This window comes from Pedobacter ginsengisoli (assembly GCF_002736205.1).
GTDB lineage: Bacteria > Bacteroidota > Bacteroidia > Sphingobacteriales > Sphingobacteriaceae > Pedobacter > Pedobacter ginsengisoli_A.
This window is the reverse complement of sequence record NZ_CP024091.1, coordinates 2,885,588-2,903,442: the sequence shown is the minus strand read 5'-3', so window position 1 is coordinate 2,903,442 and position 17,855 is coordinate 2,885,588. Positions and strand designations below refer to the sequence as shown.

Sequence of the window (17,855 nt, the reverse complement as noted above, 5' to 3'; positions counted from 1 at the left end):
CACATTTAACATGAAAAAAATAATCTATATAATGTGTTTCCTATCTTTTCTTATTTCCTTTTCAGGATGTAAGAAAATTCTAGATGTGGAAAATACGGGTGCAATTGATCCGGATAAAGTATGGAATGATACACAACTTTCGCAGGCTTATTTAACAAATATATATCCTAATGTGTTTGGCGGATGGCCAGTCGATAATGGTGGTAATGCTGACGAATCATTTGGGAATCTTGGCGTGGATGCTGTGACTTCCAATGGGACTTTATTTAAAAGATGGCCATATGTAACAATAAGAAATATAAACGTTTTGCTTACTGAAATAGATAAGGGTAGCTTATCGGCATCAGCCAAAAATCCTATTAAAGGGCAGGCATATTTTATGAGAGCATTTTTGTATTTTAATACAGTTATCTATCATGGGGGAGTACCTATTATTGATAGACCGCAAGGGATTAATGATAACCTTATGGTTAAAAGAAATTCGACCAAAGAGTGTTTTGATTTTATAGAGTCGGACCTTCAAAAGGCTGCTACCTTGTTGCCCAATAAGTACACTGGGAATAATAGAGGCAAAGTTGATAAAGCTACTGTAATAGCATATTTGGGCAGAGTTCTCCTTTATAAAGCTAGTCCACAATTTCACCCGGCTAATCCATATAGCAATGACGACTGGATAAAGGCCTATGAGGCAAATAAAGAGGCAAAGGATCAGTTAGCTGTACTAGGGTACGACTTAAATTCTGACTATTCCGGAATTTGGGATAAAAATAATAAAGGAAACAAGGAAGCAATATTTAGCATTATATTTAAGAAACCAAATAAAACTAATGGACGACAAGAAGATCATTGTAGGCCTTTAAGTGAATCAAAAAATAGTACAGGAGGAGATCAGCCAGTATGGGAAATGATCCAGGCTTATCCAATGAAGGATGGCTTTCAGCCTGGGCTTTCTTCAAAATACATTTACAACCTGCAAACTTATTGGACGAATCGTGATCCGAGATTTTATGCTTCTGTAGTATATAATGGGGCTTCTTATGAACTGAGCGATAAAACTGGTCGTAAACAATACACTGCTGCTGGTATAGCACATCAGGATGATGTGTTTGGTCCCGGGCAGAATTACCCTAGAACTGGTTTTTATCCGCTAAAGGGGATGGATCCTACTTTAACACAGTCAGACGTAACAAACAATGAAACAGATTGGATAGAACTTCGTTATGCTGAAGTTTTATTAAATTTTGCGGAAGCCGCAAATGAAACTGGTAAGGTGGATGAAGCATTAGATGTATTGATTCGCATTCGTAAGCGTGCAGGTATTGAGCCAGGAGAAAATAACCTTTATGGACTTGGAGCAAGTTTAGGTAAGGATGAAATGAGAAAGGCAATATATCGGGAGCGTAGAATTGAATTTATCTTTGAAGGTAAGCGTTTCAATGATTTGCGAAGGACCAGGAGTTTAAATGAGACGAACGGATTGGTTAAAAATGGGTTGTTGGCAATATTGAAAGATGGCAGGAATCCCGCAGATGGTGCTGTTTATTTGCTTAAACCAGAGGATTTTACTTACAGTGTTATGCCCCTTTTGGGGAATGGAACTAATGTGATGTCAACGCCAAATTCCTATTACTTTTTCCCAATTAGTAAAGGTGAGATTGATAAAAACCCAAATTTGATTCAGAATAGTGGTTGGGATGGAGGTACATTTAACCCAACACTGGAATAGTAGCAATTAAGAATAAAATATTCAATTTTTTTTGAGTCATATTCATGCGATGGGGTACTTGTTAATAAAGAAAAAGTATATGATTAAAAAAGTTGCCAGTACTGCTTCAATACTTCTGTTATTTTGCACCCTCCTCATTCAAACAGCTTCTGCTTTACAGAAAAGAAGTTCAAATTTACAGATAGGGAAAGTAGATGACCAAAGGTTAAAAGCCACAAAAGAATTATTAAAAAGAGTACTTCCCAATCACTTTAATCAAATTGATTTTGATTTTATTAATGCTGATAACGGGAATGATGTTTTTGAACTGGAAAATAAGAATGGGAAGGTAGTATTAAGAGGAAACAATCCGGTATCAATTGGATCGGCACTTAATTGGTATATGAAATATTATTGTCACATGCAGCAAAGTTGGTGTGGAGACAATATGGACTTACCTGCAAGATTACCTTCAATCAAGAAGAAAATAAGAATTTCATCTCCATATCGTGACAGGGCTTATCTTAATTATTGCACATTTAATTATTCTATGACCTGGTGGGATTGGGAGCGCTGGGAAAAGGAAATAGATTGGATGGCTTTACATGGCGTGAATATGCCGCTAGCAATTGTTGGACAGGAAGCCGTATGGCAACAGACTTTACGGCAATATGGTATGAATGATAATGAAATTCGATCTTTTTTAGTAGGACCTGCTTATCAAGCCTGGCAATGGATGACAAATATAGAAGGGATTTATGGACCATTACCCCAGAAATGGATTGGACGAAGTATTGTGCTGGGAAACAAGATCTTGCAGCGTGAGCGCGAACTTGGCATGAAACCAATTTTACAAGGTTTTACAGGTTATGTGCCAATTAAACTGATAGAGAAACAGCCAGAAGCAAAAATTCTAAAAAAACCGATCTGGTTTTATGTTGGAGAGGGAACAGCGCAGCTGGATCCACTGGATCCTTTATTTGCCAGGATGTCAAAAACTTTTTTGGAAGAACAGACCAGGCTTTTTGGTACAGATCATTTCTACGCCGCTGATCCTTTTCATGAGGGAGAACCACCCGTAAAAGGTGATCATTACCTTTCGTCAGTCGGCAAGGCTATTTATCAGGCAACAACATCTGTAGATCCAAAAGCTGTTATTGCAATGCAAACCTGGAGTATGCGCAAACCAATAGTAGAGGCTATACCAGAAGATAAAATCTTAATGTTAGATCTTAATACACAACGATGGAAAGGGAGCGATGCATTTTGGGGTAGGCCTTGGATAGCGGGAATTATTCACAATTTTGGAGGTAATACAGCGATGGGAGGTGACCTGGATGCCGTATTGGGCCGCTACCCGGCATTACTTAATAAACCCGAACAAAGTAAATCTTTTAAGGGCATTGGTATGTTTCCCGAAGCCATAGAGCATAATCCTATAATCTATGAGGCTGCAAGTGAAATGGCATGGTATATGGAAAAGCCTGATACAAAGATCTGGTTACATAATTACTTAAAGTCCAGATACGGAAAAATAGATCAAGCTACCATTGTAGCATGGGATACTTTGTTAAATACTATATATGGTAAACATGGAGTGGAAACCTTTATGGAATCGGCAATATGTGCAAGACCTGCATTAAAAATTAATGGAGCATCTCCAAATGGGGCACTTAACAGTGAAAAGAAATATCATTTTGCCAGTTTGTGGCAGGCAGCTTCTATGTTATTGAAAACATCGCTCGTAATTCAACAAAGAGATACTTACAAATATGATCTGGTAGATTTGATGCGCCAATGCTTAGCAGATCTTGCAATTCCGCTTCAAAAAAAGATGGCAGAGGCTTATCTGGTAGGTAATGCTAGTGATTTTAATAAGTATAGTACACAATTTATGGGCTTAATGCATGATTTTGATAAGTTGTTAGGAACCAGAAAGGAATTCTTATTAGGTAAGTGGATTTCTGATGCCAGGTCCATTGGGAGCAATAATGAAGAAAAGAATCTTTACGAGAAGAATGCGAGAGGTATTCTTACCATATGGGGGCCTTATGATGCTAATGCGATCCAATATGATTATTCTGCTCGTCAATGGAATGGATTAGTTAGCAGTTTCTATCAACCTCGATGGAAAATGTTTATTGATTTTTTAAGTAAAGAAATAAAAAAGGACTCTGCATCCAGATATAAAGAGATCAATATTAACCATCGGTTTAACAGGCCTGCAAATGAAGTAAATGATTTTTATAAGATGATTTCTAAATGGGAGGCCGATTGGGTTAATACTCCTGGCAAGTTATCTGCCGTTAAACCATCCGGAAATGAGGGAGTTGTTGTTAAGTCGCTCTATCAAAAATGGAAATCTGTTGCGAAAGATTTTTATGAATAAATTTTAGGCGATGAGTTATTAAGGGAACAATTGAAATGTCAATTGGCCTATTTTAAACTAATATTGGTTAAAATCCAATAACAGGTATACCATTTTCCAGCCTAGCTTTGAATATCGTAAATAATTAAAAGAAGATTGCAATGGGTATACAATGGAAAGGGGTTTTCCCTGCTGTAACTACAAAATTTACAGCTAACGATGAACTGGATTTTGAAACTTTCGATCTGAACATTTCTGCGCAGCTAGAGGCAGGGGCAGAAGGCATTATTCTAGGTGGATCTCTCGGAGAAGCAAGTGTGCTTACTGATGATGAAAAATATGAACTATTGGTTCACACCATTAATTTTGTTGATGGGAAAGTTCCTGTATTACTTAATATTGCTGAATCTACCACAAAAAAAGCCATTGAAGTAGCTAATAGAGCAGAATCATTAGGTGCTAGCGGTTTAATGTTATTGCCGCCAATGCGTTACAATGCAGCCAAGGAGGAGACCCTGGCCTATTTTGGTGCTATTGCTGAGTCAACCAAGCTGCCGATTATGATTTACAATAATCCTGTCGATTATAAAATCGAGGTTACCTTAGACATGTTTGAGGTATTGACAAAATACGATAATATCCAGGCTATTAAGGAGTCAACCAGAGACGTTTCAAATGTAACAAGGTTAATTAACCGCTTTGGTGATCGTTTCAAGATTTTTACCGGTGTTGATCCACTCGCTATGGAAAGTATTGTAATGGGTGCCCATGGCTGGGTAGCTGGCTTGGTTGATGCATTTCCAAAAGAAACAGTAGCAATTTTTAGGTTAATTAAAGCTAACCGAATTACTGAGGCACTGACCATTTATCGCTGGTTTTTACCAGTTTTAGAGTTAGATATTCATCCTAAGTTAGTTCAATATATTAAATTGGCAGAAGTAGCAACAGGACTTGGAACCGAAACTGTTCGTGCGCCAAGATTACTTATAGCTGGCGATGAAAGAGCCAGAGTGCTTAAAATTATTGATGATGCTCTGGCTAACCGTCCGGAATTACCAGTTGGATCTTGGGGTGCATTAGCTCACCAGGAATTATGAATGGAAAAAATATCATAGGTTCGCTTTACCAGACAGGTGATCGAGAATTCCTTAAAGCTGCAGATCCCAGTACCGGACTGTTACTGGAAGGAGAGTTTTCAAGAGCCAACGAAAGCCTTGTAGAAAGTGCATTGGCATTGGCTGTCGATGCTTTCCAAACTTATCGTTTTATTGATAAAGATATCAAAGCTGCCTTTCTTAATGCTATTGCAGATGAGTTGAATAAGGTAGGGGAAATTCTTGTGAATCGGGCTGCAAAGGAAAGCGGTTTGCCTTTACCACGTTTACAGGGCGAGTTAGGAAGAACTACAGGGCAACTCAGAATGTTTGCAAGCTTAGTGAGTGAAGGTTCGTGGGTAGATGCCATTATAGATACCGCATTGCCAGACCGTCAACCTCAACCAAAACCTGATATCAGAAGAATGCTAGTTCCAATAGGGCCCGTTGTTATTTTTGGAGCCAGTAATTTTCCACTTGCGTTCTCTGTTGCTGGCGGCGACACTGCATCTGCTTTCGCATCAGGATGCCCCGTAATAGTAAAGGCTCATCCTGCCCATTTGGGGACTAGTGCAATAGTAGGGCAGGCAATTGTAAAGGCAGTTGAATTGTGCGGAATTCCCAAAGGTGTTTTTTCTTTGCTTTATGATGATGGTTATGCTGTTGGTGCAGGTTTAGTGAAGCACCCTCTGACCAAAGCGGTTGCTTTTACAGGATCATTTAAAGGAGGAATGGGTTTAGTGCAACTGGCAAATGAAAGGGAACATCCAATTCCAGTATTTGCTGAAATGGGTAGCATAAATCCAGTAGTGTTTCTCCCGGATGCATTAGAAACTTCTACCTCAGAACTAGCTAAAAAATATGCAGCTTCTATTACCTTAGGGGCAGGCCAGTTTTGTACAAATCCAGGTCTGTTATTAACCATTAAATCGGCAGCATTAGAAACTTTTAAAGCTGCATTGGCTGAAGCAATAAATGTAATTCCTTCCTCAACCATGCTCACCGAAGGCATTGCTAATAACTATAATAAGGTTTCATCTGAAATCGAAGAGGAGATAGGCGTTTCAATATTGGCTTCTTCAACCTCAGAAAATAAAGAGTTGCAAAATCAATCAAAAGCCATAATTGCAGAGGTTAACGCTGTTGATTTCATAAATAATCCGAAACTCCAAGAAGAAATTTTCGGCCCATATTCTTTGCTTGTAGTTGCAGAAGATATTAATGAATTAGAAAATGTGATTAATGTACTGAAAGGACAGCTTACCATCACATTGATGGCTGAACAGGAAGAACTTCTTCTCTTTAATACTTTAATAGCTAAACTGATAGACAAAACGGGCAGGATTATTTTGAACGGAGTGCCAACAGGTGTTGAGGTTTGTGCTGCAATGCAGCACGGTGGGCCATTCCCGGCAACCAACGATAGCCGGTTTACTTCGGTAGGCACAACTGCCATTAAACGATTTGTAAGGCCTTTGGCCTATCAGGATTGGGTGCAGGACTTATTGCCACCTGAACTGAAAAACGGAAATCCATTAGGTATTCTTAGAACAGTAAATCAGAAAATGACACATGAGTAAGACTTTTTTTTGTATTGATGCACATACCTGCGGAAATCCGGTAAGATTGGTTGCAGGAGGCGGCCCTCAGCTTCTGGGAGCTAATATGAGCGAAAAACGGCAACATTTTTTGAAAGAATTTGATTGGATCAGAACCGGATTGATGTTTGAACCCCGTGGTCATGATATGATGTCGGGAAGTATACTTTATCAACCACACAATCCTGATAATGATGTGGCGGTTCTTTTTATAGAAACAAGTGGATGCCTGCCAATGTGTGGCCATGGAACAATTGGTACCATTACCATAGCAATAGAGGAAGGATTAATTCAGCCAAAAGTGCCAGGATTGATTAGAATGGAAGCACCTGCGGGCTTGGTATTGATAGAATACAAACAAGAAGGTAAGAAAGTTAAATCAGTAAAACTTAGAAATGTAGCGTCTTATCTAGCCGCAGAAAACCTGGAGATTGAATGCCCGGACTTGGGATTGCTAACTTTTGATGTTGCCTATGGCGGAAATTTTTATGCTATCATAGATCCTCAGGCTCACTTTCCGGGGCTCGAAAATTATACAGCTTCACAACTCATAACCTGGAGCCAGGCAATACGCAAAAGAATAAATGAAAAATACACGTTTGTGCATCCTTTGGATGAAACAATTAATGGCTGTAGCCATGTTTTGTGGACAGGCCAAACATTAGACCCCTCTTCTACTGCCAGAAATGCAGTTTTTTATGGAGATAAAGCAATTGATAGGTCGCCCTGTGGAACTGGAACTTCTGCGCGTATGGCACAATTATATGCAAAAGGCAAGTTGAAACAAGGGGAAACTTTTATTCACGAAAGTTTTATTGGAAGCAAGTTTATAGGCAGGGTTGAGGATGTAGTTGAGCTTAATGGTGTAAAGGCCATTATACCCAGTGTTGAGGGATGGGCAAAAGTGTATGGTTACAATACCATCAAAATTGATGCAGAAGATGATCCCTATGCATACGGATTTCAAGTGATTTAGTGAATTATCGATTAAATAAAAAGAATGTCGAAGGTTATAATTATCGGAGCTGGAATAGTGGGGTTAAGTTCAGCCTATTATTTGCAAAAAAAAGGACATAAGGTAACTATACTGGATAAGGAAGATGCACTTGATAATTGCTCTTATGGTAACGCAGGTATGATTGTGCCAAGCCATTTTGTGCCATTAGCGGCACCAGGAATGATTAAGCAAGGAATTCGCTGGATGTTTAATAGTAAGAGCCCATTTTATGTGCGACCCTCATTAGACTCAAATTTAATTAATTGGGGACTGAAATTCGTTAGACATGCCACTACAAAACACTTGGATAAATCTGCAATACCCTTGCGAGATCTGTCTCTGTTAAGCAAATCGCTGTATGATGAACTAGCTAAGGAGCTTGATTATTTTGAACTCAATCATAAAGGGATTCTTGCATTTTACAAAACTGAAAAGGCGGCAGAAGAAGAAGCTCATTTGGTTGATAAAGCCCTTGAACTTGGTTTGGAGATGACTATATTGGATGCTGATGAATGCAAGAAATTACAACCAGATTTAAAGTTAGATGTTTTAGGTGCAGTACATTATCGTTGCGATGCTCATTTGTATCCCAGTAAATTAATGAATGCTTTATATAAATATTTGCTTCAGGTGGGGGTTGAAATTGTAAAGGGGCCAGAAGTTGACCGAATTGAAACGGATAATAAACGCATATTAAAGGTGTTTACAGGAAATCAGGTTTGGGAAGCAGATCATTATGTAATCGCTACAGGATCATGGTCACCAGCGGTAGCTAAAATGGCTGGAGAAAAGGTATTATTAATGCCAGGGAAAGGATATTCTTTTATGGAGCCCGAGCCTCAGCAACGTTTGACAGTACCGGCTTTGCTATGTGAGGCCAGGGTAGCCATTACACCTATGAATGACAGCATCAGATATGGGGGGACAATGGAATTGGATAAGATTAATACTAAAGTAAATATGAATAGGGTTAAAGGAATTGTAGATGCTGTACCCAATTACTTTCCTGATTTAAAACCATCAATGCCTTTGCTAAAAGATATTTGGTACGGATTCCGTCCGGCATCTCCAGATGGGCTACCATATATTGGTAAAAGTGTAAAAAAGAATAATCTTGTTATAGCAACCGGTCATGGTATGATGGGTTTGAGCCTGGGGCCAGCTACCGGTTTATTGGTTAGTCAAATCATTTCTGATGAGCAGCCGGAAATAGGTATTTTACCTTTTGTAGTGTCAAGATAAACTAAAGACTTTGCTAATATTTTATCGATAAGTAACCGTATTTTAACCCATTTTGTTATAAGTGTAAATTATGTGGGTTAATATTATTAAATTGGATCATTAAATAAATTGATGCAAAGCCTATGAAAGTTTTACCATTCACAATATTGGTGCCCGATGATAGGAGTGTAATTTCAGAATATATTGAAATGGCTCATTTTTATCCGCACCTGCATCGCCACGATGAATGGCAAATCACTTTTATTGAAAGGGGGGAAGGGACACTAATAACCGGAAGCGAAATGCACGCTTTTAAGGCAGGAGATATTTTTGTCATTGGCTCAAAAATGCCTCATCTTTTTAAAAGTAATCCTGACTATTTTAAAGGCAATCCTGAGTTAAGTATAAAGGCCTGCTCTATATATTTCAACCCTGAGGGTATTTTGGCATCTTTGTTTAATTTACCAGAGATGAAGACATTAAAAACCTTCTTTAAAAAGCACAAAGAGGGCTTTAAAGTGCCTTTTAAGGTATCAAAAAACATTGCATCCCATATTCTGGATATCCAGTATGCCACTGGGAGTAGCGTAATGTTTGGGTTTTTAAAATTAATGGATAGGCTGCAAGAGATGGATGATCAGGTAAAGCCTTTATGCTCCAAAACTTACTCCTTAAATGTAAGTGAAAGCGAAGGCAGGCGTTTAAGTAAGATCATCAATTACATCATGGGAAAATACAATACCCAGCTATCTTTAGAGGAGATTGCAGATATCGCCTTTATGACACCCCAGGCTTTTTGCCGATATTTTAAAAAACATACTGGCCACACCTTTGTTTCATTTTTAAATGAGGTTAGGGTAAACGATGCCTGTAAAAACCTTATTTTTCGTGAGCATGCCGGGTGTATCTCCGAGGTTGCCTACAATGCTGGTTTTAATAGTATTACCAATTTCAATAGGGTATTTAGAACTGTAACAGGCCATTCGCCTAGGGGCTATATAGATAGTTATACCAATGTTGGGAAAATAGCGTAAGAAAAAACTCTTTTATACCAAAACAACTTTTTTGCTTTTTTTACTTTTTTTTCCTCTATTGTACCAGATTAAAAAACCTGTTATAGGCATAGTAGCGCAGATTAAAGAAACAAAGAAAGCAACTAGTTTAGTAGGTATTCCTGTAAAAGCCCCAGTATGTAAGTCGTAATTCATGGTTCTAAACTTCTCTCCTCCCTTTACATCCTGATCGCCATATCTCATTAGGACTTTACCATTGTTACGATCAAAATAATACCATTCAAAGAGATGCGTACGATTCTTGGCTAGTCGTACCTGAACATCAAAGGGATCTGTATTCTTCTCTCTAAAACGAATAGAGAGCGCATCAGCCTGAGGGTGCAGTTTAAAAATTTGGGCAATCGCACTATCGGTGGGTTGGGGGTTATAGGTTTCATTGGGTGTAGATAATGGGATAATTCTCTTTTCGGCAACTTTCCCTCCGTTAGCCAGAAACTGAACGGATTGGTCAGCCCACGAAAAGGCGAAAACCAGGCCAGTTATGCTGATAAGCATAGCCGGTATTAATGCATAAAAGCCCAATATATTGTGCAAATCATAGTTCATTCGCTTTTTCCCTGCATCTGGCTTAAATACAAGGCCTTTTTTAAAGGCTTTGTATTTCCATTTCTTTGGAAACCAAAGCACAAAGCCAGATAACAGAAGAATAAAAAAACATAGCACCGAAATTCCTGTTACCATGGTACCAATAGTGTCACCCAACAGCAGGTTCATGTGCAGATTCAGTACCACTTGAAAGAACTCATTTCGTGTATTTTCCATGTGCACAACTTTTCCATTGTATGGGTTTATGTAAACCCTGTAATAATACTTGTAGTGATTCCAGTAGCCAAAACCTTTTTTGTCTGTTAATGAAGCCCTAAATACCCATGTACGACCATTGGTTGGATAAATCTCACAGCGGGAAATTTTAATTTCAGGACCAAGAGCTTTCTGTGCCTGGTTATGAAGTTGACTAAAGTTTAAAAAGTTGCCATCCCTTTCAGGTTCAACATAATATCTTTCATGATAAAAGTATTCTTTCAGTTCGTCCGAAAAAACGGTTATACAGCCAGTTAAACTAACAATTAGAACTACAAGGCCTGTTGCCAGGCCCAGCCATTTATGCAGCCAGAAAAATATTTTGCGCAGCATTACTAAAAGTTTTTATGAGGATTGGGTTCTTGCATGAGTTTTGATTTAAAACTGCGGGCAAAGGTATTCTTATTTAGATTTAATACAAATGAATTTTATTTAAAAAGTATTCCTAAGAATTAGTTTTCAAATTCTATAATGTTAAGTTTATGTCTAATGAGTCGTAAAAGTTAAACCTGCTTTCTTTTTGCGGTTAAGTATTTTCGAACAGGAATATCATAAAGAACCATAAAAAGATATGCAACTGCAAGCAATAGCATTGTACCAATAACAACGATAAATGACAGTTGAGTCGTATCCGGTTTGTTAGCGGTGTAATAATTTAAGAACATCCATATTACGGCATAATGAGTCATGTAAAGTGGATAAGATATTTTTCCCGAAAAAACGCAAAGCTTTCTAAGCCTGTCTGTTAATTCAGCTCCTGCCCCAAGTGCAATTATCAATGGGAAATAGAACAGAACAACCAATGGTTCTGTAAGCCATGTTAATTCATTGAAAGGCATAATAAATGCCAGGAATAGTAGTATCGATAAGCTTATGAAGCCTAGCTTATTTTTAATAATCCAATTGGATCGATAAATCACTAAGCCAGCCAAAAAAGAATACAATATGCGGATGCTTCCATCCCAAAATGTTGATTGACCCCAACCACCCATAAGGTTACCGGAGCGGTAACTCACAAAGCAAAGTGCTACAGCCGAAATTGCGGTTAATACCAATAAAACTCGACGGCTAAGTCTGCAAAGAATAAAAGCATATACAATATTGGCAATGTACTCCCAGAATAATGACCAGGCTGGGGCATTAAAGCTGAACAGATTAAAAGAACGTTCAGTCATTGAGGGGAATGGAATGAGTAAAATGGAGCTAAGAAATATCAGAATAATTTTGCCTGCACTGTAAGCTTCAGGATTCCCACCATAAGGGGCAAAAAGAAAGGTTAATAAGCCTAATATTGAACCCAAAATAACTAAAGGATGCAATCTGATGAGTCTTGATTTGAAGAACTCTTTTACGCCCATTTTTCCAATACGATCATCATAAGCATATCCAATTACAAATCCTGATAAACAGAAAAAGAAATCGACAGCTAAAAAACCATGAGCAATAAAGTTCTTGCTATAATCTGTAATGGCCATTTCCATAAAATGAAAGATGACTACGGATATTGCGGCAATTCCTCTTAATCCATCAAGAATATCAAAGTGCTGTTTAGTTTTTAATGTGTCGGAGCTTAATTGGGTCGTACTCATTTATTTATGGTAACGTTGGCTTGTTAAATAGTTTACGGCGTATATACGCGGCACCAAGATTACCAAATAATAAGGAGTCTATCAAATTTTAGAGATAGTGTAATAGAAAAGAGACCAAGTTTAATGGCTTACTGATTTAGAAAATACATTGATAACTACAACACCACAAACAATCAGAACAATGCCAATTACAGCCGGCAGATCCAGTTTTTGCTTAAACAGAAATAGCCCTACCACGGAGATCATAATAATGCCAACTCCCGACCATATTGCATAAGCAATACCGAGATTGAGTTTGTTTAGGCTAAGGCTCAAAAAATAAAAAGCTGTTGCATATCCTATAACGGTTAAAAGCGATGGCCATGGTTTGCTGAATTGCTCAGATGCTTTTAAGGCCGATGTGGCAATAATTTCAAAAGCAATAGCAATGAATAAAAGAAGATAGGTTTTAAACATATTCCATTTTAATGAGGATAATGAGGTTGCAATTTTGCTTTAATAAATGAAGTGTCTTCAAAATTAAAAATATTAAAATTAAATCACTCTTTTAGGTAAAAGTGAATCTATTATTAATATTTTGCTTAGAAAAATAGAACCAGTCTTTCCTAAGAAGAACCAAGATTAGTTATGTTTTTGGATATTACCGTTTTATCGGCTTTTGATTTAGCTAATTTTAATGCTGTCCGGAAATGGGAAAGCGCCTCTGAATTATCCACTCCTGTATATAAGTTTCCCAAAAGCGCATGGTATAAATGATTGTCATGCAGATTAAGCTTCTCTGCTGCTGTAATTGCCTCTTTTTTACCGTTGGCTTTTGATAAAGCGTAAGTTCTGTTTAATGCAGCAATTGGCGAATACTCCAATTGAAGCAACTTATTGTAAAGCTGTAAAATATTTTCCCACTTTTCGTTTGTGTCTTGTTTAAGTGTGTGCCAATAAGCAATACCTGCTTCCAGGTGGTATTTTGAAAGTTTATCACCTACAGAAGCCCGATTTAAAAAGCATTCTCCCTGTATGATTAGTTCGTCATTCCAAAGGCTTTCATTCTGATCCTGATAAAGTATGGTTTCTCCATTTATATTCACTCTTGCCTCAAAACGGGATGCATGAAAGCACATTAGGGAGATTAAAGCATTTACGGCTGGTTGATTTGTTGACTTATTTTCAAGCAGCAGGTTGGTTAAACGCATGGCCTCCAAACAAACCTCTTTTCTTAAGGTTATATCCTTTCCGGCTGAATAATAACCTTCATTAAAAAGAAGATATAATGTTCTTAGAACCATTTCAAGCCTTCCTTCAATTGCATTTTGATTCGGGAACTCAATTTTAACCTGTTCTGATCTAAGCTTTTCTTTAGCCCGAAATAGCCTCTTGTTAATCACTTCTTTATTGGTTAAAAAAGCATTTGCTATTTCATCAATTCCAAAACCACATAACACACGCAGTGACAGACTTATTTGGGCTTCAGAAGGAATAGATGGGTGACAAACGGCAAACATCATTTGCAACTGGCAATCTGTAATGTTCTGATCTGACAGGTCTATTTCAAATTCCTCAATTTCTGAAGTACTACTTTGAATATGAGGCACAATCTTCTGGTCAAAAAGCGTGTTTCTTTTTAAATAATCTTTAGCCTTATTTTTTGCAACAGTATAGATCCAGGCAACTGGATTTTCAGGTAAGCCTTTTATTCCCCAGGTTTCAGAAGCCATCAGAAAGGTGTCGCTTGAAATATCTTCAGCAATTTCAATATGCTCCAAGCCAAATATTTTAGTTAGAACAGCAGTAAGCTTTCTGTATTCTGTTCTAAACAAATGTGGTATTAATTCTTCTGTTTGTTCCATGTCGAAACTGCACTTACTTGCTTTCCCAAAATTGAAAAAGCCTTTGCAAAATACAAAGGCTTTTTGGCTTTTTTAAACTAATCTGGCTATTATGGCCTACAATGGGTTAATTGCTCTAACCTCAACACTTCCACCAAATTGAAAGATAGGGCAACCTTTAGCAATTTCGGTAGCATCTTCTAATGATTCTGCTCTGATCAGAGTATACCCTCCAATAGCTTCTTTAATTTCCATAAACGGACCATCTGTAATTACATTACCCGGTTTTAAGGTATTACCTTCAGAAGCTAAACGGTTACCTCTATCAACCAGTTTGTTTTGTGCAGCAATACCACCAATCCAATCCATCCATTTTTTAGTTTCTGCCTGCATTTCTTCAGGAGATCCTTTAGGAACAGCTTGATAATCATTTCTAAATACAAATAAGAACTCTTTCATTTTGCTTAAATTTTAATGGTTAAAAACAGATGACGATTGTAATTTCTGAAATTGGACATTACCATGCAAAAATACTCATGTTACTTTGTATTATTTAATAGGTAACCTTTTTGTGAATTAATATCATCTTTAAATAACTTAGTATAAATTTAGTACAAAAAATCGCCTCCTGCCAAGGAGCACACACAACCATGAACCTAATGCTATGAATAAAATTAAAATTCCAAATTTAACGGATCGAAGATCATTTTTAAAGAAATCAGGCCTGGTACTGGTAGGTAGTACTTTAGCTTACCAATCTGGCTTTTCTTCTCCGCTGTTTTCATCAGTAAAATCTAAACTAAAGGTGGGGTTAATAGGTTGTGGTGGCAGGGGTACAGGTGCAGCGGCCCAAGCATTGCAGGCAGATCCTGACGTTATAATTACAGCAATGGCCGACGTTTTTGAGGATAGGCTGGAAGGTGCTTATTCAGCCCTGTTTGAAATTGGAGGAGATAGGGTAAAGGTAAATAAAAAGAACAAGTTCATCGGTTTTGATGCTTATCAAAAACTGATAGATTCAGGGGTAGATGTAGTATTGCTTACCACGCCACCTGCTTTCAGACCTGATCACTTAACCGCGGCAATTAATGCAGATAAGCATGTTTTTTGCGAAAAACCCGTTGCTGTTGATGTGCCCGGAATACGTAAGGTTTTAGATGCTGCAAAAAAAGCAAGAGAGAAAAATCTTTCCTTGGTGTCTGGGTTTTGTTTTAGATATGATCTGCCTAGCAGAGCTACTTTTGAAAGGGTATTAAAAGGAGATGTTGGAGAGATCAGAACCGTTTCTACCTTTAGAAACGGAGCCGGAAATTGGTCTAATCCCCGTCAGCCAGATTGGACTGATCTGACCTACAAAATGCGCAACTGGCATTATCATAGTTGGCTATCTGGCGATTTTATAACAGAACAAGCCGTTCACAGTCTGGACATGATGTCCTGGGCAATGGGAGGAAAGATGCCTTTAAGTGCAACAGGTACAGGTGGTCGGCAGGTGCGTGTAGACGAGATTTTTGGTAATATATACGACCATTTTGCCATTGAGTATGCCTATGCAGATGGAGTTAAAGGTTATCATTTCTGCAGACAACAGGAGGGAACTTCGCATCGCAATAGCGTAGATGTATTAGGATCAGATGGTAGCGCAATTATCAATGTAGGAAGCAGATATGAAATAACCGGAAAAAATAAATGGCAGTATAATGGTGAAAAGAATAATATGTATCAAACTCAGCATAATGAGTTTTTTGCCGGTATAAGAAGCGGAAACCTTATAAATCAGGGAGAGGAGATGGCTAATAGTACCATGCTGGCTATTTGGGGGCGCATGGTTGCCTATAGCGGGCAAACGCTTACATTGGAGCAAGCAATGAAGTCTACTGAAACATTAGGCCCAAAAATAGAGGATTATAATTGGGATCTTAAATGGCAAGATCATCCGGTTGCTTTGCCTGGCATAACCAAAGTAATTTAACCTTCCTTAAGCTATAGATATGAGAATATTACGTGGGATAGGTATGGCCTTTCTTTTTATGTTGCCTTGTAATTCGTCACTATTTGCGCAGTCAAAACCTATTAAATTTGGAACAGAGTTGAAATTTGAGCAAACAACAAGAGGTAATAAAGCTAAGGGACAGCCTATTAACTGGATCAATGTAAACACAGATCCTGATACCTGGAGGGTAGACAAAGATCTGCTCATTTGCAAAGGTAAGCCCATTGGAGTCATGCGTTCAGAAAAACTGTATGAAAACTTTATCCTTCAGGTTGAATGGAAACACATGGAAGCCGGTGGAAATTCAGGAGTATTTGTATGGAGTGACGCAAAGCCAGGTGCAGAAAATCGCTTGCCAGGTGGGGTAGAGGTTCAGATGCTTGAACTTGATTGGGTAAATCAAAACATTACTAATGGGGAGAAGCCGCCTATTGCTTATGTTCATGGTGAACTTTTTGGAGTTGGAGGCGTACAAACAGTTCCGGATAACCCTAGAGGTGAACGCAGCAAATCTGTAGAGAACCGTTGCAAAGGAAAGGGTGAATGGAATAGCTATATCGTGGTTTGTGTCGACGGGACTATTAAGCTATCTGTAAACGGTAAGTTTGTAAACGGGATAAGTAAGTCAACCGTAAAAAAGGGCTACCTGTGTTTAGAATCTGAGGGGGCTGAGATTTATTTTCGTAACTTAAAAATAACTGAATTATAATCGGCATTGGGTTATAGTATTGAAAAAAAATCCCAATTTCGTAAATTGAAATGAAGAATTCAGATACCGAAGTCCCTAAACAGAAAACAAAGCAAAGCCCAAGCATTTTTAGCTTGCTTAAGCCATATTCAGGACTTATTTTTCTGTTGATTCTGTTTGCTTTACTTAGTAACGGGCTGAATCTTTGGATACCAAAACTTATTGGTAGTGGTATTGATGCCTATAGCGCAGGCAAGTTTTCTTATAGAATAATTGCTGCTGAGTTTATCACCATAGTTATCATTATTTTCTTATTCAGTTTCCTTCAAAGTTTAATGCAAACTTACGCTTCAGAGAAGGTTGCAAGGGATTTAAGAACCCGTCTGGCCGATAAAATATCCAGACAAAGTTTTGCTTACATACAAACTACCAACCCTTCACGGTTACTTACCAATCTAACGTCTGATGTCGATTCTATAAAGCTGTTCGTATCACAGGCTATTGTTTCCATTGTATCCTCGCTGTTTATAATTATTGGAGCAAGTATTTTATTGTTAAGCATTAACTGGAGGCTGGGCCTAATTGTAATGGCTATTATACCAATTATTGGAGGTGCTTTTTTTGTAGTGCTAGGTAAAGTACGAGTCCTGTTTAAAAAAAGTAGGGAAGTAATTGATTGGCTAAATAAGGTTATTAACGAAAGTATTCTGGGGCTATGCTGATCCGTGTAATTAATTCACAACACTTGGAATACAATAAATTCTTTGAAGCTAGCACTAAGGCTAAAGATATTGGGCTTTCCATACTAAGGCTATTTGCCTGGCTAATCCCCATAATTGTATTCACAGCAAATATGGCTGGTTTAATGATTCTTGTACTGGGCGGGCATTACGTAATTAATGGCA

The 17,855-nt window shown here is 38.0% G+C and carries 14 protein-coding genes and 1 pseudogene; 10 read left to right on the top strand and 5 right to left on the bottom strand.

The window, feature by feature from the left end; genetic code table 11:
• Positions 1 to 10 precede the first annotated feature (10 nt).
• The 7 genes from CPT03_RS11955 (at position 11) to CPT03_RS11925 (ending at position 10,017) form a co-directional block, all read left to right on the top strand.
• Complete coding sequence (locus CPT03_RS11955; protein ID WP_099439064.1) at positions 11 to 1,726, top strand: RagB/SusD family nutrient uptake outer membrane protein; 1,716 nt, start codon at positions 11 to 13, stop codon at positions 1,724 to 1,726.
• A 79-nt stretch (positions 1,727 to 1,805) separates the two neighbouring features.
• Complete coding sequence (locus tag CPT03_RS11950; RefSeq protein WP_099441095.1) at positions 1,806 to 4,094, top strand: alpha-N-acetylglucosaminidase; 2,289 nt, start codon at positions 1,806 to 1,808, stop codon at positions 4,092 to 4,094.
• Between the two features lie 140 nt (positions 4,095 to 4,234).
• Positions 4,235 to 5,170, top strand: coding sequence for a dihydrodipicolinate synthase family protein (locus CPT03_RS11945; protein ID WP_099439063.1), 936 nt, complete (start codon positions 4,235 to 4,237; stop codon positions 5,168 to 5,170).
• A complete protein-coding gene (locus CPT03_RS11940) occupies positions 5,167 to 6,747 on the top strand; it encodes an aldehyde dehydrogenase (NADP(+)) (RefSeq protein WP_099439062.1) in 1,581 nt (526 codons plus the stop codon). The genes CPT03_RS11945 and CPT03_RS11940 overlap by 4 nt, the downstream gene beginning before the upstream one ends.
• Positions 6,740 to 7,741: a 4-hydroxyproline epimerase gene (locus tag CPT03_RS11935; RefSeq protein WP_099439061.1), complete on the top strand. Its 1,002-nt coding sequence runs from the start codon at positions 6,740 to 6,742 to the stop codon at positions 7,739 to 7,741. Before CPT03_RS11940 ends, CPT03_RS11935 begins: the two co-directional genes overlap by 8 nt.
• A gap of 24 nt (positions 7,742 to 7,765) precedes the next feature.
• Positions 7,766 to 9,004 carry an NAD(P)/FAD-dependent oxidoreductase gene (locus tag CPT03_RS11930; RefSeq protein WP_099439060.1) on the top strand — a complete coding sequence of 413 codons (1,239 nt, stop codon included), beginning with the start codon at positions 7,766 to 7,768 and terminating at the stop codon, positions 9,002 to 9,004.
• A gap of 122 nt (positions 9,005 to 9,126) precedes the next feature.
• Positions 9,127 to 10,017 (top strand): AraC family transcriptional regulator, encoded by an 891-nt coding sequence (locus tag CPT03_RS11925; RefSeq protein WP_099439059.1) that lies wholly within the window; start codon positions 9,127 to 9,129, stop codon positions 10,015 to 10,017.
• Positions 10,018 to 10,029: 12 nt separating this feature from the next.
• Here the strand turns inward: CPT03_RS11925 and CPT03_RS11920 are convergent, their stop codons facing one another.
• The 5 genes from CPT03_RS11920 to CPT03_RS11900 all read right to left on the bottom strand — a co-directional run bounded on the left by CPT03_RS11920 (position 10,030) and on the right by CPT03_RS11900 (position 14,728).
• On the bottom strand, positions 10,030 to 11,190 hold the full coding sequence (locus CPT03_RS11920) for a PepSY-associated TM helix domain-containing protein (RefSeq protein ID WP_099439058.1): 1,161 nt from the start codon (positions 11,188 to 11,190) through the stop codon (positions 10,030 to 10,032).
• A 170-nt stretch (positions 11,191 to 11,360) separates the two neighbouring features.
• On the bottom strand, positions 11,361 to 12,446 hold the full coding sequence (locus CPT03_RS11915) for an acyltransferase family protein (RefSeq protein ID WP_099439057.1): 1,086 nt from the start codon (positions 12,444 to 12,446) through the stop codon (positions 11,361 to 11,363).
• 120 nt (positions 12,447 to 12,566) lie between these two features.
• On the bottom strand, positions 12,567 to 12,902 hold the full coding sequence (locus CPT03_RS11910; RefSeq protein ID WP_099439056.1) for an SMR family transporter: 336 nt from the start codon (positions 12,900 to 12,902) through the stop codon (positions 12,567 to 12,569).
• 149 nt (positions 12,903 to 13,051) lie between these two features.
• Positions 13,052 to 14,290 carry an RNA polymerase sigma factor gene (locus CPT03_RS11905; protein WP_099439055.1) on the bottom strand — a complete coding sequence of 413 codons (1,239 nt, stop codon included), beginning with the start codon at positions 14,288 to 14,290 and terminating at the stop codon, positions 13,052 to 13,054.
• Positions 14,291 to 14,386: 96 nt separating this feature from the next.
• A complete protein-coding gene (locus CPT03_RS11900) occupies positions 14,387 to 14,728 on the bottom strand; it encodes a YciI family protein (protein ID WP_099439054.1) in 342 nt (113 codons plus the stop codon).
• Positions 14,729 to 14,933: 205 nt separating this feature from the next.
• Here CPT03_RS11900 and CPT03_RS11895 point away from each other — a divergent pair, with 205 nt between their 5' ends.
• The 3 genes and pseudogenes from CPT03_RS11895 to CPT03_RS23080 form a co-directional block, all read left to right on the top strand.
• Entirely contained in the window at positions 14,934 to 16,241 is a 1,308-nt protein-coding gene (locus CPT03_RS11895) for a Gfo/Idh/MocA family protein (RefSeq protein WP_099439053.1), read from the top strand.
• A gap of 19 nt (positions 16,242 to 16,260) precedes the next feature.
• Positions 16,261 to 16,971: a DUF1080 domain-containing protein gene (locus CPT03_RS11890; protein ID WP_099439052.1), complete on the top strand. Its 711-nt coding sequence runs from the start codon at positions 16,261 to 16,263 to the stop codon at positions 16,969 to 16,971.
• A gap of 50 nt (positions 16,972 to 17,021) precedes the next feature.
• Positions 17,022 to 17,854 (top strand): annotated as a pseudogene (locus CPT03_RS23080) (ABC transporter transmembrane domain-containing protein); the annotation flags it as partial.
• Between the last annotated feature and the right edge of the window lies 1 nt (position 17,855).